Source organism: Streptomyces sp. NPDC052701, assembly GCF_040678355.1.
Classification (GTDB): Bacteria; Actinomycetota; Actinomycetes; order Streptomycetales; family Streptomycetaceae; genus Streptomyces.
The window spans coordinates 15,277-40,150 of the sequence record NZ_JBFATO010000020.1 but is presented as its reverse complement, the minus strand read 5'-3'; the positions used below and the strand labels follow the sequence as shown (position 1 = coordinate 40,150).

The 24,874-nt window shown below is 74.8% G+C and carries 11 protein-coding genes; 6 read left to right on the top strand and 5 right to left on the bottom strand.

All coding sequences use genetic code 11. From position 1 onward, the window contains the following. Positions 1 to 3: 3 nt before the first annotated feature. On the top strand, positions 4 to 990 hold the full coding sequence (locus tag AB0L29_RS22320) for an NAD(P)-dependent oxidoreductase (RefSeq protein WP_365829469.1): 987 nt from the start codon (positions 4 to 6) through the stop codon (positions 988 to 990). Between the two features lie 158 nt (positions 991 to 1,148). Here AB0L29_RS22320 and AB0L29_RS22315 read toward each other — a convergent pair whose 3' ends face one another. From AB0L29_RS22315 to AB0L29_RS22300, 4 genes are all read right to left on the bottom strand, one after another. Beyond that, positions 1,149 to 1,937 carry an AfsR/SARP family transcriptional regulator gene (locus AB0L29_RS22315; protein WP_365829468.1) on the bottom strand — a complete coding sequence of 263 codons (789 nt, stop codon included), beginning with the start codon at positions 1,935 to 1,937 and terminating at the stop codon, positions 1,149 to 1,151. Beyond that, positions 1,931 to 2,965, bottom strand: coding sequence for a dTDP-glucose 4,6-dehydratase (gene rfbB, locus AB0L29_RS22310; protein ID WP_365829467.1), 1,035 nt, complete (start codon positions 2,963 to 2,965; stop codon positions 1,931 to 1,933). The genes AB0L29_RS22315 and rfbB overlap by 7 nt, the downstream gene beginning before the upstream one ends. A gap of 113 nt (positions 2,966 to 3,078) precedes the next feature. Then, positions 3,079 to 4,326, bottom strand: a complete 1,248-nt coding sequence (locus AB0L29_RS22305) for an activator-dependent family glycosyltransferase (RefSeq protein ID WP_365829466.1) — start codon at positions 4,324 to 4,326, stop codon at positions 3,079 to 3,081. Positions 4,327 to 4,372: 46 nt separating this feature from the next. Continuing rightward, a complete protein-coding gene (locus AB0L29_RS22300; protein ID WP_365829465.1) occupies positions 4,373 to 4,570 on the bottom strand; it encodes a ferredoxin in 198 nt (65 codons plus the stop codon). Between the two features lie 327 nt (positions 4,571 to 4,897). Between AB0L29_RS22300 and AB0L29_RS22295 the strand changes: the two genes are divergently transcribed. From AB0L29_RS22295 to AB0L29_RS22275, 5 genes are all read left to right on the top strand, one after another. Next, a complete protein-coding gene (locus AB0L29_RS22295) occupies positions 4,898 to 6,148 on the top strand; it encodes a cytochrome P450 (protein ID WP_365829464.1) in 1,251 nt (416 codons plus the stop codon). A gap of 174 nt (positions 6,149 to 6,322) precedes the next feature. Continuing rightward, positions 6,323 to 7,543 (top strand): cytochrome P450, encoded by a 1,221-nt coding sequence (locus AB0L29_RS22290; protein ID WP_365829463.1) that lies wholly within the window; start codon positions 6,323 to 6,325, stop codon positions 7,541 to 7,543. Between the two features lie 306 nt (positions 7,544 to 7,849). After that, entirely contained in the window at positions 7,850 to 10,762 is a 2,913-nt protein-coding gene (locus tag AB0L29_RS22285) for an AAA family ATPase (RefSeq protein ID WP_365829462.1), read from the top strand. Positions 10,763 to 11,258: 496 nt separating this feature from the next. Beyond that, on the top strand, positions 11,259 to 14,081 hold the full coding sequence (locus AB0L29_RS22280) for a LuxR family transcriptional regulator (protein ID WP_365829461.1): 2,823 nt from the start codon (positions 11,259 to 11,261) through the stop codon (positions 14,079 to 14,081). A gap of 258 nt (positions 14,082 to 14,339) precedes the next feature. After that, entirely contained in the window at positions 14,340 to 15,245 is a 906-nt protein-coding gene (locus tag AB0L29_RS22275; RefSeq protein ID WP_365829460.1) for a LuxR C-terminal-related transcriptional regulator, read from the top strand. A 145-nt stretch (positions 15,246 to 15,390) separates the two neighbouring features. Here AB0L29_RS22275 and AB0L29_RS22270 read toward each other — a convergent pair whose 3' ends face one another. Then, the gene (locus tag AB0L29_RS22270; RefSeq protein WP_365829459.1) at positions 15,391 to 24,858 is read right to left on the bottom strand and encodes a type I polyketide synthase; all 9,468 of its coding nucleotides are present in this window, start codon (positions 24,856 to 24,858) and stop codon (positions 15,391 to 15,393) included. Positions 24,859 to 24,874 lie beyond the last annotated feature (16 nt).

Here is a 24,874-nt window from a genome sequence, read left to right as displayed (position 1 = left end):
GGCATGACGGTGCTCGGTACCCAGGGGCTTCCCGGACGGCCGGACACGCGCTCCGGCCGGGTCGTCGTCCTCGGTGCGACCGGATTCGTCGGCCGGCACGTGGGCGCCGCGCTGGAGGCCGCCGGGCACGAGGTGCTGGCGGTCGCCCGCCACCCGGCGAAGCTGCCGGTCTCGTGGCGCTTCTGCCCGATGGACGTCGTCGAGGACGGGCCCGAGGCGCTGGCCCGGCTCCTCGCCGCGGAGCGGCCGCTGGCCGTGGTCAACGCGGCCGGCGCGGTCTGGTCGACGTCGGCGAGCGACATGCGGCACGGCAACCAGCTGCTGGTGGAACGGCTGCTGGCGGCGCTGAGCGCGTCGGCGTCGCGGCCGCGCCTGGTCCACCTCGGCTCGGTGCACGAGTACGCGCCCCAGCCGCCCGGGGTGGCCCTGGCGGAGAACTCGCCGACCGGGCCGCGCACGGAGTACGGGCGCTCGAAGCTGTACGGCACGCGGGCCGTGCTGCGGGCGGCCGAGGAGGGCCGGGCCGAGGCGGTGGTGCTGCGGCTGTCGAACGTGATCGGCGCGGGCACGCCGCCGGCCAGCCTGCTGGGCCGGGTGGCCCGGCAGCTGCTCGCCGCCGGGCCGGACACGCCCGCGGTGGTGCGGGTCGCCCCGCTGCGCAGCAGCCGCGACTTCGTCGACGCCCGGGACGTGTCGCAGGCCGTCGTGGCCGCGATGGGCTCCCGCCGGGCCGTCGGCCGGGTCGTGAACATCGGCAGCGGCCGCTCGCAGCACGTGCGCGCCATGGTCGACCTGCTGATCGCCACCAGCGGCCGGCGCGCCCGGCTGGTCGAGGGCACGCAGGACGCCGTACGGCCGGCGGACGGGCAGGACTGGATGGGCGTGGACGTCTCCGCCGCCCGCGACCTCCTCGGCTGGTCCCCCCGCCGCACGCCCGCGGACATGGTGCGGGACCTGTGGGCGGCCGCGCGGGAGGACTGCGGGGAGTGAGGCGGAAGACGGCGCGGGGCGTGGCCGTGGCGCGCGCACGGGCGGGACACGGCCGCCGGCGGGGGCCGGCCGCGGGGCCCGCGGGGCCGGACGAGGACGCCGTCCGGCCCGGTGCGGCGGGGCCCCGGGCGGGTGGCGGGGGAACCGGGTGCGCGGGCTCAGCCCGGCAGCAGGTCCAGGTCCGCCGCGGTGACGCGGTCGGTCAGGACGTGCTGGCGGATCCGCTGCAGGCCCGGTGAGGGGTCGAGGCCGAGTTCCTCGCGCAGCAGGTCGCGCAGGCGCTGGTAGACCTGGAGGGCCTCGCTGCGGCGGCCGGAGCGCTCCAGGGCGATGATGAGGCCGCCCTGGAACCACTCGTGCAGCGGATGGGTGCACGCCAGCTCCTTGAGTTCGCCGAGGAGTTCGCGGTGCCGGCCCAGCCGCAGGCCCACGGCGATGCGCAGTTCCAGGGCGTGCAGGTGTGCCTCCTCCAGGCGCAGCGCGTGCGCCCGCAGGCAGGGGCCCTGGGCGACGTCGGCGAAGGGCGGGCCGCTCCAGCGGGCCAGCGCCGCGTCGAGCAGGCCGGCCGCGGCCCGCTCCTCGCCCGCGTCGAACGCGGCGCGCGCCTCCCCGGTGAGCCGCTCGAACTCCGCGGTGTCGTACTCGCCCGGTCCCACCCGCAGCAGGTAGCCGGCGGCGCCGGTGACGAGCGGTCCCGTCCCGGCGGCCGTGTCGGCGTCGCTCTGCAGCGCCTTGCGCAGCTGGTACACGTACGTCTGCACGGTGCCGGTGGCGCTGCGCGGCGGGGTGTGGTCCCACAGCTCGGCGACGATCACCGGCAGCGGGACCATGGTGTTGCGGCGCGCCAGGAGCAGGGCGAGGACCTGGCGCGTCTTGGGCGCGGTGGGCGTGACCGGACGGCCCCCGCGCGTCACCTCCAGCAGCCCGAGTGTGCGCCAGGTCAGCATGGCGCGGTCTCCGCGGTCTGCGCGGCCGGCGCGGTGTGTGCGGCCGGCGCGGGTGCGGGGCGGGCGTTCTGCCACCACTGGCGGTGGTCGCGGTACCAGGCGACGGTCTCGGCGAGCCCTTCGGTCATCTTCTTGCGCGGCGTGTAGCCGAGCTCGGTGCGCGCCTTCGTCCAGTCCACCGAGTAGCGGCGGTCGTGGCCCTTGCGGTCCGTGACGTACTCGACCCGGTCCCAGTCCGCGCCGCAGGCGTCCAGCAGCAGCTGGGTGAGCTGACGGTTCGTCAGTTCGGTGCCGCCGCCGATGTTGTACACCTCGCCCGCCCGGCCGCGGGTGCGGACCAGTTCGACGGCGCGGACGTGGTCGTCGACGTGCAGCCAGTCCCGCACGTGCAGCCCGTCGCCGTAGAGCGGGACCTTCCGGCCGTCGAGCAGGCGGGTGACGAACAGCGGGATGATCTTCTCGGGGTACTGGTGGTGCCCGTAGTTGTTGGAGCAGCGGGTGACGCGGACGTCCAGCCCGTGCGAGCGGTGGTAGACCAGCGCGAGCAGGTCGCTGGAGGCCTTGGAGGCGGAGTAGGGCGAGTTGGGGTCGAGGGGCTGCTCCTCGGTGCAGGAACCGGTGGGGATGGAGCCGTAGACCTCGTCGGTGGAGACGTGCACGAAGGTCCCGACGCCGTTGCGCAGCGCCGCGTCGAGGAGCACCTGGGTGCCGAGCACGTTGGTGCGCACGAAGCCGCCGGCGTCGACCAGCGAGCGGTCCACGTGGGACTCGGCGGCGAAGTGGACGACGTGGTCGTGCTCGGCCATGAGGCGGTCGACGAGCGGCGCGTCGCAGATGTCGCCCACCACCAGCCGGAACCGGGGGTGGCTCTGGACCTCGTCCAGGCTGGCGGGGTTGGCCGCGTAGGTGAAGGCGTCCAGGACGGTCACGGAGACGTCGCCCGGGCCCTGCGGGCCGAGCAGGGTGCGGACGTAGTGGGAGCCGATGAAACCGGCACCGCCGGTCACCAGGATGCGCGTCTGACTCATCAGGGGTGCGGCGCCGGGCGGTCCCGGCGGGGCGCGGGGCGCCGGCCTCCTTCCTCGGGTGTGCCTCGGTGTTGCTCGGGTGTGCGGTGCGGGTCTCGGCAGGGGGCGGCCGGTCAGCGGCCGGCGGCCAGGCTCTCCAGGCGCGGGACCAGGTCGTGCGGGCTGGGCAGGGCGGCCGACTCCTCCCGCAGCCGGCCGGCGGCCGCGGCGAACCCGGGTTCCTCCAGCAGCCGCCGGGTGTGTTCGACGACGCGGTCGGGGGTGACCTCGCCGTGGTGCAGGAACAGGCCGGCGCCCGCGTCCTCCAGGGCCCGGCCGCGCAGTTCCTGGTCGGCGACGTAGGTGGACAGGGCGAGCTGGGGGACGGCGTTGACCAGCGCCGTGGAGAAGGTGCCCCAGCCGCCGTGGTGGACGATGGCCGAGCAGCTGGGCAGCAGGGTGGCGAGGGCGACCCCGCTCACGGCGCGGACGTTGGCGGGCAGGTCGCCCAGCGCGTCGGCCTGTTCGGGCACGAGCGCGGCGACCACCTCGGCGTCGAGTCCGCCCAGGGCCCGCAGGATGGCGTCGACGGGCACGTAGTCCCCGCCGTAGGCCTCGGTGTTGGTGGTGCCGAGGGTGACGCAGACCCGGGGGCGCTTGGGTTCCTCGCGCAGCCAGTCCCACTGCACGGCGGGGCCGTTGTACGGCACGTACCGCAGGTCCAGCACCTCCAGCGTGGTCGGCGGGCGCAGGCTGGGCGGCAGCGGGTCGATGGTGAACTGGCCCTGCAGCAGTTCCTCGTCGCACTGCACGCCGTAGGGCCGGGCGCGTTCGTCGATCCACTCCGCGAGCGGGTCGGCGCGCTCCTCCTCGGGGATGTCCCGGGCCAGTTCGACGAAGGTGCTGCGGGCCTGCCCGTAGACGTCGGCGCACCACAGCAGGCGGCCGTGCGCGGCGCCGCAGGCCCGGGCCGCGACCGCGCCCGCGTAGGCGATGGGGTCCCGGACGACCAGGTCGGGCCGCCAGGTGCGGGCGAGGGCGACCAGGTCGTCCATGACCGGGTCGTTGTAGCGGGCGAACCCCCAGGGCACGCTGACGCGGTAACGCTCCAGCAGGGCGGGCCAGTCGACCTGCCCGTAGCCGAGGTGGCTCCAGTTGGCGACGTCGGCGTCCTGGGAGTCACGGGCGCGGGACATGTCCCGGTGCAGGCCGTGGTCGCTGCCGACCGGGGCGGCGGTCAGGCCGGCGCCGGTGACGACCGGGGTGAGCGCCGGTGAGACGGCCATCAGCACCTCGTGCCCGGCGGCCCTGAGCGCCCAGGCCAGCGGCACCATGGTGTACAGGTGGGACTTCTCCGGCAGGCCGGCGAACAGAACGCGCATGGCATCCTCCCGTTGGGTGGGTGGGCGGCGGCTGCCGCGAGGTGGTTCAGTCCCCCGAGAGCGCGATGGCGCCGCGGGGGCAGGCGTCCTGGGCCTCGCGCACCGCCGGGTACTGGCCGGGGCCGGGCCGCTCGGCCCGCAGCACGGCCAGTCCGTCGTGCTCGTCCTGGTCGAAGACCTCGGGGGCGATCAGGACGCACTGGCCGGCTCCGATGCACCGTTCGTGGTCGATCGCGATGTCCATGCGAGCCCTCCGCGGGATGTCGGCTGCGGTACGCGCCCGTGGGCCGGGGCGTGCTCATCTTGCTGCGCCACCTGGCGGGTTGCGGGCGGGGAGCGGGACTGTCTGGGGTTTCCTCCAGAGATTTCGCCGCGGGCCGCGGCGGGCGGGCGGCGCGCCGCGGCCGGTTCTCGGTGAATCCCTAGACTGCGCCGCCCCCGCTGGCCCGGTGCGGGCGGCCCGTGCTGGAGTGGCGGGCAGCCGGCCTGCCGGGCCGGCCCCACGCGGTGGGTCGCGGGCCGCGGTCCGTTCGGACCCTTCGCCGAGCCCGTACGGAAAGGGGAATCGCGGGTGGCTCAGCAAGGCACCTCGGATGTGCTCGACCGGTCGCCGCGGGCGGCGCAGCAGGACGCGTCCGCGACGCCGGTTCCCCAGCCGGACAAGGCCCCGGCGGTGGCGCCGGACGGCGGGGCGTCCCTGCTGGCGTGGGCCGCGCGGATGCGCGAGGCCAGCCCGGTGTGGCGGGACGCCTCCGGCAACACGCACCTCTTCCGGCACGAGGACGTGCAGCGGGTCCTGGCCGACCCCGGCACCTTCTCCTCGGACACCGTGGGCCGGCTCTCCGGCGGCGCGCGCAAGGCGCCGCGCGGCACGCTGCTGCTGCTCGACCCGCCCCTGCACGGCAAGATGCGCCGGCTGGTCAGCCGGGCGTTCACGCCCGGGCTCATCGCGGACCTGGAGCCGTGGATCGCCGAGCTGACCGGCCACCTGCTGGACGCGCTCGAGACGGACCGCTTCGACCTGGTGGACACCTTCGCCAATCCGCTGCCGGTCACCGTGATCGCCCGCATGCTGGGCGTGCCGACCGCCGACCGGGAGCAGTTCCAGGGCTGGGCCGACCAGTTGCTGAACACCGACCCCGAGGACCCGGAGAGCGTGCGGCGCCTGGAGGAGACGGCGGCGACGATCGCGGCCTACCTGCAGACCTTCATCGACGAGCGGCGCGCCCGGCCCCGCGAGGACCTGCTGGGCACCCTGGTGGCGGCCGAACTGGACGGCGAGCGGCTCACCGACGAGGACATCACGAGCTTCGCGACGCTGCTGCTGATGGCCGGGCACATCACCACGGCGGTGCTGCTGGGCAACGTGCTGCTGTGCCTGGACGAGGAGCCCGAGCTGTTCGCGCGCGTGCGCGCCGACCGCTCGCTGGTGCCGGCGGTGATCGAGGAGACGCTGCGGCTGCGGCCGCCGTTCACCCGGATCGAGCGCGTCACCACCGGGGAGACCGTCGTCGGGGACACCACGATCGCCGAGAACACCCTGGTGCACCTGTGGCTGCTGTCGGCCAACCGCGACGAGCGGGTCTTCGACGACCCCGCGGCCTTCCGCCCGCACCGTTCCAACGCCCGTCAGGCGGCCTTCGGCCACGGCATCCACTACTGCATCGGAGCACCGCTGGCCCGCCTGGAGGGCAGGATCGCGCTCAACGCGCTGCTGGACCGGTTCACCTCCATCCGCGTCGACCGCGACGCCCCGCTCGCCTACCACGGCACCAACGTCTTCGGTGCCCGGCACCTGCCGCTGCGCGTCGAGCGGGCCTGACCGCGCCCCGCCCTCCCCCTCCCCCTGCGCTCCCCTCGATTTCCTCCTCGTCTCCTCGCTTTCCTCAGCTTTTCTCCGTTCTCGCCTTCCCCGGCGTCCCTCCCGGACCGCCGGGACCGTCTCCCCCACCGCAGCCCGGTCGTCCCGCGCGGCCGGACCACCGACGGAGTGACCATGAAGACCAGACCAGATCCCCCCGTGATCCCGACGGAGCGCGGCAGGTGCCCGTTCGACCCGCCGGCCGAGTACGCCCGGCTGCGCGCGCAGGACCCGGTCAGTCCGCTCACCTTCCAGGTGGCGCCCAAGGACCCGACGGGATGGCTGGTGACGCGCCACGACCTGGTGCGGCAGATCCTCGCCGACGACCGCTTCAGCCACCGCAACGAGCTGCTGGCGCACGTCGTCGCCCCGCCGTTCCCGATCCCGGAGTACGCGCCGCAGCCCTCCCCGCCCGGGTCGTTCGCCAAGATGGACGCGCCCGAGCACACGAAGTACCGCAAGCTGCTGGCCGGGCACTTCACGGTCCGCCGCATCCAGCAGTTCGAGCCGGAGCTCACCCGTGTCGTCGACGACGCCCTGGAGGCGATGGCCGGGCAGGGCTCGCCCGCGGATCTGCTGACCGCGTTCGCCGAGGTGGTCAGCCTGCGCACGGTGTGCGCGCTGATGAACGTCCCCGCGGAGATGATGACCGAGTTCTCCGGGCACTTCGCGGCGCTGATGCGGCTGACGTACACGCTGGAGGAGTTCGTCCACCACATCGAGTCGATGGACGCGCTGATCCGGCCCGTGGTGCGGGAGCGGATGGCGGCCGGCGGCGACGACTTCTTCGGCCGGCTGGCGGCCACCGGGGAGCTCACCGAGGAGGAGATGGTCAACCTCGCGGTGCTCACCCTGGGCGGTTCCCTGGACACCACGCCCAACATGCTCGCGCTGGGCACCTTCGCCCTGCTCGAGCACCCCGACCAGCTGAAGCTGCTGCGCGAGCGGCCCGAGCTGTACGAGACCGGCGCGGTCGACGAGCTGCTGCGCTACCTGACCATCTCCCAGCTCGGCTCCAGCCGCTGCGCGCTGGAGGACGTCGAGGTCGACGGCCGGACGATCCGGGCGGGGCAGACGGTCGTGCTGGCGCTGCCCGCCGCCAACCGGGACCCGGAGGTCTTCGACGACCCCGACCGGCTCGACGTCACCCGCAACCCGCGCAAGCACCTCGCCCTCGGGTTCGGCGCGCACCAGTGCCTGGGCCAGCACCTGGCCCGCGCGTCCCTGCGCATCGGTCTGCGCCGCCTGTTCGAGCGGTTCCCCACGCTGCGGCTGGCGGTGCCCGCCGAGGAGGTCCCGCTGCGCGACCGCGCCATGCACTACGGCGTCGACCGGCTCCCGGTGGCCTGGGACTGACCGCCGCGCGCACGGGCCGGCGGGCTCCCCGAAGGCCCCTCCCCCGCGTCCGCCGGGAGGGGCGGCCCTCACCGGTTCCGGGGCCGGCGGTGCGCGCGCGCCGGGGCCGTCCGGGACGCGCACGTGACCAGCGTGACACCGGAAGCGGCGTGTTTCGGCGCGAACACCGGTTCCGGGTGGGTCAGGATGGGCTGCGACCACAGAAAAAAGCAGCGCAGCCGCCCGGCCCTCCCCCCACCGGGAGGCGCCGCAGCCGACTGGGGAGTCGCGCGCGGTGACCGCGCAGTCTCGGGGGGAGACGAGGCAATGACCCCTTCCCGTTCGTCCGGCGCCGGCGACTCCGACGCACCGCAACCGTCTCCGTACGGCGAGCCGGTGGAACGCGAGCGCGAACTCGACCTGCTCTCCGACCTGGTGCGGCGGACCGCCGACGGGCTGCCCGGGCTGGTGCTGGTGGAGGGACCGGCCGGCATCGGCAAGACCACGTTGCTGCGCTCGCTCACCGCGCGTGCCCGCGCCCGGGGCCTGCGCGTGCTGGAGGCGCGCTGCGAACCGGCCGGGCAGGAGACGCCGTTCGCCGTGGTGCGCCGGCTGCTGGAGCCCGTCGGGGAGAACGACACCGCGCCGTGGTGCGGTCCGGCCACGGACGGGCCTCCCGCCGCCTACGCCCCCAATCTGCTGACCTGCGACGACAATGTCACCCCCGACGTTCCCTACGGTGTGCTGGCCGAGCTGTACCGGGTGGTGCGCCGGGTGAGCGCGTCCGGGCCGGTGGTCCTCGCCGTCGACGACGCCGAGCTCGCCGATCCCGCCTCGCTGCGGTTCCTCGCGCACGCCGCGCGCAGGCTCGCCGGGCTGCCCGTCCTGCTCGCCGTCTCCCGCTGCCCCGGTACCGAGGTGGCGCCCCTGGACGAACTGGCCGCGCAGCCGTTGTGCCACGTGCTGCGGCCCCGCCCGCTGACCGAGCGCGGCATCGGCCTGATCGCCCGCCGGCTGACCGGCGGCACCGGCGACGAGGAGTTCCTGCGGGCCTGCCTGGCGGCGACGAGCGGCAGCCCGCTGCTGGTCGACCGCCTGCTGACGGCGCTGCACCGGGAGGGCCGGCCGCTGACCGCCGCCGAGCTCGCCGGCATCCACCCCCAGGACGCGGAGCCGTTCGGCCGGCGGGTCGCGGAGATGCTGCACCGGCAGCCGGTCACCACGCTGCGCGCGGCGCGCGCCATGGCCGTCCTCGGCGAGGGAGCGCCCTGCGACCTGTGCGCCGCGCTCGCCCTGCTGGAACCGTCCGTGTTCACGCAGGCCATGCAGGCGCTCGGCGCCCTGCACCTGGTGACGCCCGCGCTGACCACCGGGGGCTGGACCTTCGCGCACCCCCTGGTGCGGGAGTCCGTCCTCGCGGACGTGCCGCAGCAGCAGCGCACCTCGGCGCACCGGCGGGCGGCCCGGCTGTTGCACGACCGGGGCGCCCCGGCCGAGCAGGTCGCCGAGCACCTGCTGCGCTCCGGCGCGCCCGCGATCGAACCCTGGGCACGTGCCGTGCTGCGCGAGACGGCCCGCGCGGCGGTGCGGCGGGAGGCGTACGAGCAGGCCGTGCAGCTGCTGCGGCACTGTATATCCGAGGACCCCGGCACGGCCGACGACCCGGGGCTGCTGCTCGAACTGGGACTGGCGCAGATACGGCTGGACGTCGAGGCGGGCATCGAGCACCTGATGCGTGCCTTACCGCGGCTGACGGACGCCGAGCAGCGCCTGACCGCGCTCACCGCCCTGGTCGGCGCGCTGGTGCGCACCGGGCGGGTGCCGCGGGCCATGGAACTGCTGCGGTGCTTCCGGGAGGAGACCGCCCGGGCCGGGGAGGAACCGACCGGCGCGCAGCTGCTGGAGGCGCATCTGGTGCTCGCCTCGCTCACCAACCGCCGGGCGCTGGTGGAAATGCTGGGGACGGCCTCCTTCGACCTGTCGTTGCCGGGGGACACGCCGGGCGAGCGGGCCATGCTCGCGGTCCGCGCGGTGGTCCGCGTCTCCCGCATGGACCGGGTGGCCGAGTCCGTCGCCGCGGCCCGGACCGTCCTGGCGCGCGGCGCGGTGCCCGCCGACGCGCCGGGCGCGCTGGGCACCGCGGCCACGGTGCTGCTGTACGGGGACCGCCCGGACGAGGCCGAGGTCGTCCTGCGGCGCCTGGTGGACGGGGCGGAGGTGGCGGGCGAGTTGCAGTACGTCGCGCTGCTGGCGCTGTGCGCGGAGGCCTGCGAGCGGCAGGGCGCGGTGGACCGCGCGCTGGCCGCCACGGCGACCGCTCTGGAGGGCACGCCGCCGGAGCGGATGGGCCCCTACCACACGCTCGCCGCGGCCGTACGGCTGCACGCCCTGCTGGACCGGGGCGAGGAGGCCGACGCGGCCGCCCTCGCCGCCCGTGTCCCCGGCCTCGGGCCGGACGGCGGCGGCTGGCAGTGGAACGAGTACCTCGCCGCCCGGGGCCGGCTGCGGCTGGCCGCGGGTGATCCGCGCGCCGCCCTCCCCGACCTGCTCGAAGCGGGCGGGCTGCAGCGGGCCTGGCAGCGCCTCAACCCGGCGGTGTCACCCTGGTGGTACTGGGCGGGCCGGACCCACGCCGTGCTGGGGGACACGGCGGCCTGCGGCGCCCTGGCCGAGGAGGCGGTGGCGGCGGCGCGCCGGGCCGGCCTGCCGTGCGCGCTGGGCGCGGGCCTGGAGCTGCTGGCCGCCGCGCACGGCGGCCGGCGCGTCCTGCCGCTGCTGGAGGAGGCGGAGACGGTGCTGGCGGGCACGCCTGCGGCTCTCGTCCTCGCCCGGGTGCGCGTGGCCCGGGGCCGGGCCCTGTACGCCCAGGGGTTCACCCAGGCGGCGCGCAAGGTGTTGCGGCAGGCGCTGGAGACGGCGTACGCCCTGGACGCGGGCCCGCTCTACGGCGAGGCGCGCCAGGCGCTGGTGGCCACCGGTGCCCGGCCCCGCCGGCCGGTCTCCAGCGGACTGGCCGCGCTGACGCCCAGTGAAATGCAGGTGGCCCGGCTGGCCGCGCAGGGGCTGAGCAATCTGGACATCGCCGAGGCGCTCTTCGTCACCCAGCGCACGGTCGAGGCGCATCTGACCAACGTCTACCGCAAACTCGACCTGTCGGGCCGTCGGGGGCTGCGGGGGGCGCTGACCGAGGCCGGCGCCGTACTGCCGCTCGCGGACGACGGGGGATGCCCGAGCGGGTGAGGCGGCCGTCCAGGTGCCGCCCGGCCGACACATTGCGTTCAGAAGGGCGAGATCTGGCCACCCCTGCTCGGCAACCTCTTGCCGAATAATGCCAGTTGTGATGTCCTCCTGCTCAAGAGTTCAAGTTTTATAGGAACTTCCTGGGGCCGCTTGACATGTGCGAACCCTTGTGCTTCGGCGAAAGAGAGCCGCGGATTCCGTCCTGCTCCCACCGGCCCGCGCGCCGGTGCCGGTCTGGCCGAAGCGCTGCGGCGCCGTGCCCGCGAAAGCCACGGCACCGCAACGAACGCGCCACCGCCGACCGGTCCCATCGGATCACCCTCTCCGCCTCTCCCGGACCACCTTGGCCACCTTGCTCCCGCCACGACGTCGCCGACGGTTAGACACGGCCCCTCCACGGGGCCCCAGCAGGCTCACAGCGGCCCGGTGCCGCGTACGGAGTGTCGGGTCCCGCCACCGCCGGTCGGTGTGACCCGGGAGCGAAAGGGACGAAGCGATGTTGCTGGAGCGCGAGCGTGAACTGGCCCTGATGGCCGATGCTCTGCAACAGGCGGACGACGGCGGACTCCTGGCGGTCGTCCACGGATCCTTCGGGATCGGGAAGTCGGCGTTCGTGCGTGCCGTCGCCGACCTCGGCCGGGCGCACGGGGCACTGGTGCTGGAGGCACAGGCCGCGCCGACGGAGCGGCAGTTCGCCTTCGGCGTGGCCCGTCAGCTCCTCGACCCGGTGCTGGCCCTGGCCGACGAGGCCGATCACACGCGGTGGCTGAAAGAGGCGGGGCAGCGGGCGCGGCTGCCGGACAGCGGCCGGTTCGTCCGCGAACTGCCCGGGTCGGCGGTCCGGGTGCAGCAGTCGGTGGTGTGGTTCGACGCCCTGGTCGACGGCATGGCCCGGGACCGGACGGTGCTGATCGTCGTCGACGACCTGCACTGGTCGGACTCCGAGTCGCTGCAGGCGCTGCTGCGCACGGCCCGGGCGGGCCGCCGGCGGACGCTGCTGGTGTGCTCCCTGGCCGCGGGGGACGTGCGCACCGCCCGCCCCTGCGTACGCGAGCTCCTCACGCTGGGGAACCGGACGGTGGAGCTGAACGGGCTGAGCGCCGCCGGGACGCGGCAGGTGCTGGAGGCCGTCTTCGAGGAGGCCCCGGACGCCGCTTTCATGGCGGCCTGCGAGGACCTCTGCGGCGGGAACCCCTTCCTGCTGCACGCCGTCGCCGAGGACGCGCGCTTCCACGGCCTGCGGCCCACCGCCCGCGACGCCGCCGTGGCCGGCGTCCTGCGCCCCCTGCGCGTGCGCCGGCGCCTGCTGCAGTACCTGCACTCGCTGCCGGACCACGTCCGCCGTACCGCCTGCGCGCTGACACTGCTGGGCGCGCACGCCGAACCGGGGCTGGTGGCCGGCCTGGCCCAGGTGGACCCGCCCCGGTACGCGGACGCGCTGCGCGTCCTGCGGCCGGCCGGGCTGGTCGACGACCCCGAGCGGCGCGTCCGGGTCGGCAGCATGCTGCGGGACGTGCTGGAGGAAGGGCTGCCCCTGGAGGAGCGGGCGGCGATGCGGGTCATGGCGGCGGAGCTGCTGCACCGCACGGGCCACCCCGCCGAGCAGGCCGCCGAGCACCTGATGTCCGTGGTCAGCCCGCAGGGCCGGGAGGCGGTCGCCATCCTGCGCCGGGCCGCGGACAGCGCGCTGCGGCGCGGCTCGCCGCGGGACGCGGCCCGCTACCTGGGCCGGGCGCTGCTGGACACCGCGCCGGCCGGCGCGGGCCGTGCGAGCCTGCTGATCGACCTGGCCAACGCCGAGCGCAGCTTCGCCACCGCGGCCTCGCAGCGCCACGTCGCCGAAGCGGTCCCGCTGCTGGAGGCGGTACGGGAGCGGGCGGCGGCCCTGTCGCGGCTGGGCCCCCTCCTGATGGACCCGCACGTCTTCCGTTTCGACGAGTTGCTGCGCCAGGTCTCCGCCGACCTGGACGCCGTCCCCTCGCCCGACGTGCTCGACCGGGAACTGGCCCTGCGCATCGAGGCACGGGAGCGTTTCCTGGGTTCCCAGCATCCGGCGCATCAGCGCGCGGCGCTGCGCCGGCTGCGCGATCTGGGCCCGAACCCGCCCGCGCGCAGCATGGGCGAACGCGAACTGCTCAGCGCGCTCGTCCACGTCGCCATGGTGACCAACACCGTCCCCGCCGACGAACTGGCCCCTCTCGCGTCCCGGTTGCTGGCGCAGGAGCCCGCCCACCCCGACCACGTGCACACCGCGCTGCCCCTCGCCGTCAACGTCCTGGTGGCGGCCGGGCGGACGGACGGCGCCGCCGGCTGGCTGCGCGAGGCCCAGCGGATCGCCGAGCGGTGCGGCGACCACGTCGAGCAGGCCGTCATCCGGGCGGAGCAGGCGCTGCTCGCCCTCGCCGACGGCAGCCCGGCCGCCGCCCGGACCGGCGTCCTGCACGAGGACGCGCTCTCCGGACCGGAGATGAGCGGGCTGCCCGCCATGTGCGCGGCCGTTCTGGCGATGGTGGCGCTGGAGACCGGCGAGCCCGGGCTCGCCCACGCCGTCCTGACCCGGCACCGGCTCAGTGACCGCAACCCCTTCCTGGCCGGCCTGCTCGACATGGCCGGCGGGGTCCTCGCCGCCCGGCGGGGCGAACTCCGCGTGGCCCTGGACCACTTCCACGTCGCCGGCCGGCGCATGGAGCGCATCGGCTGGCGCAACCCCGCCGCCCTCCCCTGGTCGTCCGCGGCGGCCCTGATGCACCACCGCCTGGGCGAGACCGAGCAGGCCGTGGCCGCCGCCCGGTCGGAGGCCGAGCGGGCCCGCGCCTGGGGCGGCCCGGTCGTGCTGGGCCGCGCTCTCGTCGTGCTCGGCCGGGTCACCCCCGGGCAGGACGGCGCCACCGTGCTCGAAGAGGCCGTCGACGTCCTGGAGAAGAGCCCCAACAGTTACGAACTGGGACGTGCCCTGCACGCCCTGGGCACACGGGCGGAAACGGATCACACGCGCCGGGAGGAGATCCTGCGGCGCGCCCTCGACCTCGCCACCGAATGCGACGCGCCCGGACTGGAGACGGAGGTTCTCCGCCTTCTCCGCCGGCAGGGCTTCGCCTCCCCCCGGAAACCGGTTGCGCTGACGCCGTCCGAGGACAAGGTCGCCCGTCTCGCCGCGGCCGGGATGAGCAACCAGGGGATATCGGCCGAGCTCTCGATCTCTTCCCGTATGGTCGAGAAGCATCTGACGAGCTGTTATCGAAAGCTCGGCATAAGCGGCCGGCCGCACCTTCGGGAAGCGCTTGCGGAACGCGACTCCCGCTCACACCGCGGACACTGATCCCGACAGCGGAGACGCACGATAAAGCGGGCAACAAACGGGCACACGCGAAGCTCCATTCGGGCATCCGCGGCGCCCGAATGGTTTGCGCCACATCGGCCTCGTGCCATTGGCTCACAAAGCAAACAAGCGCTCAAGGCGCCGACACCTCGCGTGGGCCTCCGACCGACGGGCCGGGAAGCCTCCCTCGAAGGGTCCTCACTGGTCCGGGGCCTGCCCACCGTCGTGTGAGCCGGGTCACCGAACCCCCGAACCACAGTGTTTTGCCGACGTGCAAAAGTTTGCTTGACCCCCTCCTGCGCGCTTTTTAGCCTCAGTCACAGCCGATCAGGAGCGGCCCCCAGCGGCCAACACCCCCTGCGTCTGCGCTGGGGACCGCCCTCATCGGCGCCGCGTCAGCGGTGCCACCCCCCTATCCCCCCGCATACAAAGAAAGACGGTACGTCCGTAGTGACTACGAGAATCACTGGCGCCCCGATCAGCAGAGGACAGGTAGTCGCCGACCCGCCTTCCACCCCACGGAGAAACATCCTGGAGGGCAGGACGAACACCCCAGCGCTTCATCGTCGCACTTACACGGCTCACGTCTCCCCTGAGATCAGAATTACCGCCGCGGAGCCGGATTTCACGCATCAATTCGGCCGTACTCCGGCCGAGACGTGCGGCCGCAGTCTGTATGAACTGCTCCATCCGAGCTCTCCCGTGGTCCTGGACCGGCACTTCAAGCGCCTGTCCGAGGGCCGGTGCAACCGCTTCGCGGAGCGGGTGATCGGCCGGGACGACGCGGGCCAGGCCTTCTCGGGCGAACTGACCGGGATCGCGGTGAAGGACACGGCCGGGGAGCTCGCCGGCATCGTCATCCTCCTGCGTCCGGACGAGGACGTCCGCGGCCCGGGTCAGGACGACGAGCCGGTCAGATCCCGTGAGCGGATGCTCAGCAAACTCGACGCCCAGGTCCTGGAGGGTGTTGCGAGCGGGGCGTCCACGGTTCAGCTGGCCGCACGGCTCTATCTGAGCCGCCAAGGCGTGGAGTACCACGTCGGCCTGATGCTGCGGAAGCTCAAGGCCCCCAACCGTGCCGCGCTCGTGGCTCGTGCGCACGCGATGGGCATGTTCACGGTGGGCCACTGGCCTCCGCGCGTTCTGCCCGAGTTCATCAAGTAACCGAATACCGGTAATTCCTTGTCCTACGAGGGCCGTGCCGCCAGAGGCGGCGCGGCCCTCGCCGTGCCTTCGGGAGGTGCCGGCACCGCCGGAGCGCGGTGCCGGCACCTCCCCTCTCCGCCACGACCGGTCCGGCTCCCACCCGCTACGGCTGCTCCAGCTCCCGGCTGATGAAGTCGAACAGCTCCTCGTCGGTGGCCTCGGCAAGGCGGTCCGTCACCGACGCACCGTCGTCGGCGGCCGCTTCCCCGGGCTCCTCGACCTCCGCCAGCAGCGCCCGAAGCCTCGTCCGCAGCAGGGACCTCACGTCCTGGTCCGGCCCGGACTCCAGGAGCCGCGACACCGCCGAGTCCATCTCGGCCAGCAGCTGCGTCGCGGTGGACCGGTCGCCGTCGGCCAGCTCACCGGCCAGGAACCGAGCGAGGTCCGCCGGCGTCGGATGGTCGAACACCAAGGTGGTGGGCAGCCGCAGACCGGTGTCGCGGGACAGCCGGTCGCGCAGCTCCACGGCGGTCAGGGAGTCGAAGCCCATGTCCCGGAAGGCGCGGCCGGCGTCCACCGCGGCGGCGTCGCCGAAGCCCAGCGCGAGCGCCGCGGCGCCCCGTACGTGGTCCTGCAGGAGGCGGACCCGCTCGTCGGCGGAGCGGTCCGCCAGTTCGGCGACGAGCGGGGGCGTCGCCGTGCCGGGGTGGTCGCCGTCCTCGGACGGGCGGCCGGCGGGGGCCGCGCGGAGCGCGGACAGCAGAGGGCCGGGGCGCCGGCTGGTGAACGCCGCGACGAACCGCTCCCAGTCCACGTCGGCCACGACGACCGCGCTGTCGCCGAGCTGCAGCGCCCGGCCGAGGGCCGCCAGCGCCCGCTGCGGGTCCATCGTCCGCAGGCCGCGGCGCGCCAGCTCCACGGCGGCCTCGTCGGACACCATGCCGCCACCGTCCCAGGGCCCCCAGGCGACGGCGGTGGCGGGCAGCCCCTGGGCCCGGCGGGCCTCCACGAGTCCGTCCAGGTAGGCGTTGGCCGCGGCGTAGGCGGCCTGACCGCCGCTGCCCCACACGCCCGCGATGGAGGAGAACACCACGAAGAGCGACAGATCCGTCCCGCGGGTGAGCTCGTCCAGATGCGCGGCGGCCTTCGCCTTGGCCCCCAGCACGCGGCCGAGCCGGTCGGGAGTCAACTCGGCCAGGGCGGTGTCCTCCAGGACGCCGGCGGCATGGACGATGCCCTCGACGGGGTGCGCGGCCAGCAGGCGGGCCACCGCCTCACGGTCGGCCAGGTCACAGGCTTCCACAGCGACACGGGCACCCAGGGCCTCCAGTTCGGCGGCCAGGGCGGTGGCGCCGGGGGCCTCGGGGCCGCGGCGGCCGGCCAGCACCAGCTCGCGAGCACCGTGGCCGACCAGCCAGCGCGCCACCCGCGCCCCCAGGGCACCGGTGCCGCCGGTGACCAGGACCCGGCGCGGAGCACGCCACGACGTGGCCGGGGCACGGCCAGAGGCCGGGGCGGGAAGCAGACGGCGGGCGAAGGCACGGCCACCGCGGACGGCGACCTGGTCCTCGGCACCGGACGCCAGGACGGCCGCGACCCGCGCGAGCGTCCGGCGCTCGGGCGAGCGGGGCACGTCCAGCAGGCCGCCCCAGCGTTCGGGGTGCTCCAGCGCGGCCACCCGGCCCAGACCCCACACGGCCGCCTGCTCCGGGTCGACGACGCCCTCACCGGCCACACCGACCCCGACCGCCCCGCACGTCAGCAACCACAGCGGAGCCGACAGGCCCACCTCGCCCGACGCCTGTACGAGCGCCAAGGCGGCTGCCACGTCGTCCGGGCGGGAGAACACCCCGGCGATGTCCTCGCCGCCGGCGAACGCCCCGAGGAGAGCGACCAGTTCCTCGCGGCCGGCGTCCAGCGGGCAGGCCACCCGCTCGACACCCGGCACGAACTCCTCGATCCCCGCGAGGACGCCCTCGTCGTGCTCGGGGTGGAGCAGCAGCCAGCGGCCCGGCACCGTGGTCGGGGCGGCGGCTTCGGCGACCGGTTCCCACGACACGCGGTAGCGCCAGCCGTCGATCGCCGCCCGCTCCACCTGCTCGCGGTGCCATGCCGACAACGCCGGCACCACTTCCCCGAGCGCGGCCTCCTCCACGCCCAGGACCGACGCCAGCTCGTTCGCCTTCTCGTTCTCCACGAGGTCCCAGAACGCCGCGTCCGCGAAGTCGGCCGTACCGGGCCGTTGCCGGGCGGAGGTGGTCTCGGGCCAGTACCGCTGCCGCTGGAAGGGGTAGGTCGGCAGCTCGACGGTGTTCCGTCCGGTACGCCCGAAGTACGCCGTCCAGTCGACCGCCGCGCCGCTCACGTGCAGCCGGGCCAGCGCCTTCAGGAGGGCGAGGGGCTCGGAGGCGTCCTTGCGGAGGGTGGGGGTGAGGAGCAGGCCGGCGGTGGTGTCGGGGAGGTTCGTCTGGGCGAGGGCGGTCAGGGTGCCGTCCGGGCCGATCTCCACGAAGCGCGTGACGCCGTGCCCGGCGAGCCAGGACACGCCGTCGGCGAAGCGCACCGCCTCGCGCACGTGCCGGACCCAGTACTCCGCCGACTCCAGCTCGCCGGGGGTCGCAGCCCGTCCGGTGACGTTGGAGACCATAGGAATCACCGGCGGGCTGTAGGAGATGCTCTGGGCGACCTGGCGGAAGTCGGCGAGCATCGGCTCCATCAGCGGGGAGTGGAAGGCGTGGCTGACCCGCAGGCGGGTGGTGCGCCGGCCCCGGCCCGCCAGTTCCTGCGCGACCGCGGTGACGGCCTCCTCGGTGCCGGAGATCACGGTGGCGCGCGGCCCGTTGACCGCCGCCACCGCCACCTCGCCCTCACGGCCCTCCAGCAGCGCCAGCACCTCGTCCTCGGCGGCCTCCACCGCCACCATCGCCCCACCCGGCGGGAGCTGCTGCATCAGCCGCCCGCGGGCCACCACCAGCCGGCACGCGTCCGCCAGCGACAGCACCCCGGCCACGTGCGCGGCCGCCAGCTCGCCGACGGAGTGGCCCATCAGGAAGTCCGGGCGTATGCCCCAGGACTCCACCAGCCGGAACAGGGCGACCTCCACCGCGAACAGCGCCGGCTGCGTCCAGCGGGTCTCGTCCAGCAGCCCGGCGTCCTCGCCGAAGACGACCTCCCGCAAAGGCCGGTCGAGTTCCAGGTCGAGGTGGGCGCACACGGCGTCGAACGCCTCGGCGAACACCGGGAACGCCTCGTACAGCTCTCGCCCCATGCCCAGCCGCTGGGCGCCCTGCCCGGAGAAGAGCAGGGCGAGTTCGGCGGGTCCGGTCGCCGTACCAGTGACGTGATACGGGCTGGACGCACCGTCGACCAGCTGTTCCAGGGCTTCGAGGAGGGTGTCCCCGTCCTCTCCCAGGACGACGGCACGGTGTTCGAAGGCCGGCCTGGTCGTGGCCAGTGAGAAGCCGACGTCGACGGGGGTGGCGTCGGATCCGCTCCGGACGCGGGCCAGCAGCTGCCCGGCCTGGGCGCGCAGGGCGTCGGTGCTGCGGCCGGACAGCACCCAGGGCACGACCGGCAGGGGCATGGGGGTGTCGTCGGTGTCGGGGGCGGCCGGTTCCGCGGGGGCGGCCTCCAAGATGACGTGCGCGTTGGTGCCGCTCAGGCCGAAGGAGGACACCCCCGCCCGCCGCGGACGCCCCTGCGTCTGCGGCCAGGGCCTGGCCTCGGTCAGCAGTTCCACCGCGCCCGCCTGCCAGTCCACGTGCGAGGACGGCGCGTCCACGTGCAGCGTCGCCGGCAGCAGACCGTGCCGCAACGCCAGCACCATCTTCATCACACCCGCCACCCCGGCCGCCGCCTGCGTGTGGCCCAGGTTGGACTTCACCGACCCCAGCCACACCGGCCGCTGCGCGTCCCGGCCCTGCCCGTAGGTGGCGATCAGCGCCTGCGCCTCGATCGGATCCCCCAGCCGGGTGCCCGTGCCGTGCGCCTCCACCGCGTCCACATCCTGCGGTGCCAGCCCCGCATCGGCCAGCGCCGCCCGGATCACCTTCTCCTGGGAAGGCCCGCTGGGCGCGGTCAAACCGTTGGAGGCACCGTCCTGGTTGACCGCCGAACCCCGCACCACCGCCAGCACCCGGTGCCCGTTGCGGCGCGCCTGCGACAACCGCTCCACCACCAGCACACCCACGCCCTCGGACCAGCCGGTGCCGTCCGCGCCCTCCGCGAACGCCTTGCACCGCCCGTCCCCGGCCAGACCCCCCTGCCGGGAGAACTCCACGAACGCCCCCGGCGTCGACATCACCGTCACACCACCGACCAGCGCCATCTCGCACTCACCCGAGCGCAGCGAGCGCACCGCCCAGTGCAACGCCACCAGCGAGGACGAACACGCGGTGTCCACCGTCACCGCCGGACCCTCCAGGCCCAGCACATACGCCACCCGGCCCGACACCACACTGGCCGCGTTGCCGGTGCCCACATAACCGCCGTAATCGGCGTAGTCACCACCCCAAGCCGTCAGCAAGGCGGGATAGTCCTGGCCGTTGGTGCCCGCGAAGACACCCACCCGGCGCCCGCGCAACGACCGCGGATCCACCCCGGCCCGCTCCACCGCCTCCCACGCCGCCTCCAGCAACAGACGCTGCTGCGGATCCATCGCCACAGCCTCACGCGGAGAAATCCCGAAAAACTCCGCGTCGAAGGAGGCAATGTCCTCGAGGAAGCCGCCGCGACGCGTGTACCGGGGTGTGGACGTCTCCTCCGCGGTCAGGCCGTACAGCGGGTCCAGTCCGTCCCAGCCGCGGTCGTCGGGGAAGCCGCCGATGCCGTCACCGCCCTCGGCCAGCAGCCGCCACAACGCCTCCGGCGAGTCCGCGCCCCCCGGGAAACGGCACGCCATCCCCACGATCGCGACCGGATCGTCCACCGCCGCCGACCCGCCGGGCGACGGCTCCACCGCAGCGGGGGCACCGTTCCCCCCGCCCAGCTCCCGCACCAGCCACTGCGCCAGCGCCAGCGGCGTCGGACGGTCGAACACCACCGTCGCCGGCAGCACCACCCCGCACTCCGCCGCCAGCACATTGCGCAGCTCCACCGCCAGCAGCGAATCCACACCCAGATCACGAAACGCCCGCTCCGCCGGCACCGCGCCCGCACCCGCATACCCCAGCACCGAAGCCGCCCGCGCCCGCACCACGTCGAGGACCAGGTGCAGCGCGGTTTCCGGGGAGAGCGCGCGGACGCGGGTGGCGAGGTCGTCGGCGTGCGCGGAAGGAGGTCCGGCAGTGGTGTGCGCAGCCGTACCGCCCGCCGCCGGTGCGGCCAGGAGGCCGGTGAGCAGTGCGCCGGGCCGTGTGGCGGTGAAGGCCGGGACGAAGCGGCTCCAGTCGATGTCGGCCACGACGGTGACGGGACGGCCGGAGTCGACGGCGGTGCCGAGGGCGAGGAGGGCCAGGTCCGGATCGAGGGCTGCCACGGCGTCCCGGCCGCGTCCTCGTGCCCCGGCGGTTTCCGCGGCCATGCCGCCCCCGGCCCACGGTCCCCAGGCGACGGAGGTGGCGGGCAGCCCCTCCGCGCGCCGCCGCTCGGCCAGGGCGTCGAGGACCGCGTTGGCGGCCGCGTACGCGCCCTGGCCGGCGCTGCCGATCGCTCCGGCGAGCGAGGAGAACAGCACGAAGGCGGACAGGTCGCGGTCCCTGGTCAGTTCGTCCAGGAGGAGCGCCGCGTCCGCCTTGGCACGCAGGACGGGTTCGACGCGCTCGTGGTCGAGGGTGTGCAGTACCCCGTCGTCCACGACGCCCGCCGTGTGGAGGACGGCGTCGACGCGGTACCGCTCCAGCAGCGCGGCCAGCGCGTCGCGGTCGGAGACGTCGACGGCCTCCACGGTGACGGCGGCCCCCTTGGCGGCGAGCGCGTCCCGTAGCTCAGCCGCCCCCGGGGCGTGCGGACCCCGCCGGCTCACCAGCACGACGTCCCGGGCGCCCCGGTCGACCGCCCAGTGCGCCACGCGGGTGCCGAGGGCGCCCGTACCGCCGGTGATCAGGACGGTGCCGCGAGGCCGCCACGCGGCGTCCGGCTCCCGCACCGGCCGGGCGGGAACGAGCCTGCGGGCGAACAGGCCGTTGCTGCGGACGGCGATCTGGTCCTCGCCGTCGGCGGGGCGGGTCAGGGCGACACCGAGGCGGGCCAGGGCTCGGGTGTCGAGGTCGGCGGGCAGGTCCACGAGTCCGCCCCACAGCTCGGGGTGCTCGAGGGCCGCCACCCGGCCGATCCCCCACGCCGCGGCCTGCTCCGGCGCCGGGAGGCGGTCGGAGCGGCCCACGCGGACGGCACCCCGGGTCACCGTCCACAGGCGTGCGGACACCTCGCCGTCCGACAGCGCCTGCAGCAGCGTCGCCGTGGCTGCCGTCACCTCCTTCGGCGATCCGGTCAGAGACAGCAGGGACAGCACTCCGCCCACCGGTCCGAGGTCCTCGCGTGCCGCACGCAGGGCGTCGGCCGTCCGGTCCCTGTCCAGGCCGTCGGCAGCGACGGGACGCAGGAGCACGCCGTGCCGTTCCAGGCCGGAGCACACCGCTCGGACGACGGCGTCGACGTCGTCGGGCGGGGAGGCGGGCACGACCGCCAGCCAAGGGGCCGTACCGTCCGTCCTCGAGGGCGTCTTCCGGGTCTCCGGGGCCGCCGTCAGGGGGTGCCAGGAGACCTCGTAGCGCCAGGAGTCGGTCACGTGCCGCTCGATCCGCTCCCGGTGCCGGCGGGAGAGCGCGGGCAGCACCGCGTCCAGCGCTTCGCGTTCCACGTCGAGGTCGGCGGCCAGGGTCCCGACGTCCCCGCGTTCCACGGCCGCCCAGAACTCGGAGTCCACGACCGCCGAGGTGAGGTTCCGGCCCGCCGACGGCTGCGGATTCGGCGTCGAGGGGTCCAGCCAGTGGCGCTGCCGCTGGAAGGCGTACGTCGGCAGGTCCACGGTCCTGCCACCCGATCCGGCGAAGCAACTGCGCCAGTCGGCTTCCCCACCGTCCACGTGCAACCGGGCCAGCGCCTTCAGGAGGGCGAGGGGCTCGGAGGCGTCCTTGCGGAGGGTGGGGGTGAGGAGCAGGCCGGTGGTGTCGGGGAGGTTCGTCTGGGCCAGGGCGGTCAGCGTGGCGTCCGGGCCGATCTCCACGAAGCGCGTGACGCCGTGCCCGGCCAGCCAGGACACGCCGTCGGCGAAGCGCACCGCCTCGCGCACGTGCCGCACCCAGTACTCCGGGGTGGTCAGATCGTCGCCCTCGGCCGGGCGGCCGGTCACGTTGGAGACCACCGGAATCACCGGCGGGCTGTAGGAGATGCCCGCGGCGACCTGGCGGAAGTCGGCGAGCATCGGGTCCATCAGCGGGGAGTGGAAGGCGTGGCTGACCCGCAGCCGGGTGGTGCGCCGGGCCCGGTCCGCCAGTTCCTGCGCGACCGCGGTGACGGTCTCCTCGGTGCCGGAGATCACGGTGGCGCGCGGCCCGTTGACCGCCGCCACCGCCACCTCGCCCTCGCGGCCCTCCAGCAGCGCCAGCACCTCGTCCTCGGCGGCCTCCACCGCCACCATCGCCCCGCCCGGCGGGAGCTGCTGCATCAGCCGGCCGCGGGCCACCACCAGCCGGCACGCGTCCGCCAGCGTGAGCACCCCGGCCACGTGCGCGGCCGCCAGCTCACCGACGGAGTGACCGACCAGGAAGTCCGGGCGTATGCCCCAGGACTCCACCAGCCGGAACAGGGCGACCTCCACCGCGAACAGCGCCGGCTGCGTCCAGCGGGTCTGGTCCAGCAGCCCGGCCTCGTCGCCGAAGACGACCTCCCGCAGCTCCTCCCCCACCTCGGCCACCACCGCGTCGAACGCCTCGGCGAACACCGGGAACGCCTCGTACAACTCCCGACCCATGCCCAGCCGCTGCGCCCCCTGCCCCGAGAACAGGAACGCCAGTCGGCTTTCTTCACCGGCCTGCCCCGTCACCACCTGCGTCGCGGGTTCGCGAGCCGCCAGGGAGCGCAGTCCCCGCACCAGGTCCTCGCGGTCGGCGCCCAGGACCACCGCGCGGTGGGTGAGGGCGGTGCGCGTGGCCACGAGTGACCACGCGACGTCGGCCGGGTCGGTTTCGGGCCGGGTGGTGAGGAATTCGCCGAGGCGTCGGGCCTGGGCGTACAGGGCCTCCTCGGTGTGGCCGGAGAGGGCCCAGACGAGGGCGGGGGGAGCCGTGCGGCCGGAGTCCATGCCCTCGTCGTCCGGTGCCGTGCCCTGTTCCAGGACGACGTGGGCGTTGGTGCCGCTGACGCCGAAGGCGGAGACCGCCGCTCGGCGGGGTTGCTGCCCGGTCTGCGGCCAGGGCCTGGCCTCGGTCAGCAGCTCCACCGCGCCCGTCTGCCAGTCCACGTGCGAGGACGGCGCGTCCACGTGCAGCGTGGCCGGCAGCAGACCGTGCCGCATCGCCAGCACCATCTTCATCACACCCGCCACACCCGCCGCCGCCTGGGTGTGGCCCAGGTTGGACTTCACCGACCCCAGCCACACCGGCCGTTCCTGCGGCCGGTCCTGCCCGTAGGTGGCCAGCAGCGCCTGCGCCTCGATCGGATCCCCCAGCCGGGTGCCCGTGCCGTGCGCCTCCACCGCGTCCACGTCCTGCGGTGCGAGACCCGCGTTGGCCAGCGCCGCCCGGATGACCTTCTCCTGGGAGGGGCCGTTGGGCGCGGTCAGCCCGTTGGAGGCACCGTCCTGGTTGACCGCCGAACCGCGCACCACCGCCAGCACCCGGTGCCCGTTGCGGCGCGCGTCCGACAACCGCTCCACCACCAGCACGCCCACGCCCTCGCCCCAGCCGGTGCCGTCCGCGCCCTCCGCGAACGCCTTGCACCGCCCGTCCCCGGCCAGGCCCCCCTGCCGTGAGAACTCGACGAAGACGTCGGGGGTGGACATGATGGTCACGCCGCCCGCGAGCGCCAGGTCGCACTCGCCGGAGCGCAGCGACTGCACCGCCAGGTGGAGCGCGACCAGCGAGGACGAACACGCGGTGTCCACCGTCACCGCCGGGCCCTCCAGGCCCAGCACGTACGCCACCCGGCCCGACACCACGCTCGCCGCGTTCCCGGTGAGGAGGTGGCCCTCGATCCCCTCGGGGAGGTCCCGGCCGGTGGCGGCGCCGTAGTTCTGGTTGCTACAACCCATGAAGACGCCGGTGCGGCTGCCGCGGACGTCGGCCGCGGGGATGCCGGCGCGTTCCAGGGCCTCCCAGGAGCTCTCCAGGGTGAGGCGCTGCTGCGGGTCCATGGCGAGCGCCTCGCGCGGGGAGATGCCGAAGAACCCGGCGTCGAACTCCGCGGCGGACAGGACGAATCCGCCCCGGGTGGTGACCGGGCCCGCCTCGTCGTCGTACGACTGCCAGCCGCGGTCGGCGGGGAAGTCGGTCATGGCGTCGGCGCCGTCGGCCAGCAGTCGCCACATGTCCTCCGGGGAGTCGATGCCGCCCGGATAGCGACACGCCATGCCCACGATGGCGACGGGCTCGGTCGCCGCGCGTGCAAGCTGCTCGTTCTGCTTGCGCAGGCGCTCGTTCTCGAGCAGCGATGCGCGCAGCGCCGCGACGACGCGCTCCTCGGAGGTGGCCATACTCAGCTCCACTGTC

Bases quoted from the DNA above. Each gene is read 5' to 3' on its own strand.
- AB0L29_RS22320 (WP_365829469.1), top strand. From the start codon at position 4: ATGACGGTGCTCGGTACCCAGGGGCTTCCCGGACGGCCGGACACGCGC.
- AB0L29_RS22315 (WP_365829468.1), bottom strand. From the start codon at position 1,937: ATGCTGACCTGGCGCACACTCGGGCTGCTGGAGGTGACGCGCGGGGGC.
- rfbB (WP_365829467.1), bottom strand. From the start codon at position 2,965: ATGAGTCAGACGCGCATCCTGGTGACCGGCGGTGCCGGTTTCATCGGC.
- AB0L29_RS22305 (WP_365829466.1), bottom strand. From the start codon at position 4,326: ATGCGCGTTCTGTTCGCCGGCCTGCCGGAGAAGTCCCACCTGTACACC.
- AB0L29_RS22300 (WP_365829465.1), bottom strand. From the start codon at position 4,570: ATGGACATCGCGATCGACCACGAACGGTGCATCGGAGCCGGCCAGTGC.
- AB0L29_RS22290 (WP_365829463.1), top strand. From the start codon at position 6,323: ATGAAGACCAGACCAGATCCCCCCGTGATCCCGACGGAGCGCGGCAGG.
- AB0L29_RS22285 (WP_365829462.1), top strand. From the start codon at position 7,850: ATGACCCCTTCCCGTTCGTCCGGCGCCGGCGACTCCGACGCACCGCAA.
- AB0L29_RS22280 (WP_365829461.1), top strand. From the start codon at position 11,259: ATGTTGCTGGAGCGCGAGCGTGAACTGGCCCTGATGGCCGATGCTCTG.
- AB0L29_RS22270 (WP_365829459.1), bottom strand. From the start codon at position 24,858: ATGGCCACCTCCGAGGAGCGCGTCGTCGCGGCGCTGCGCGCATCGCTG.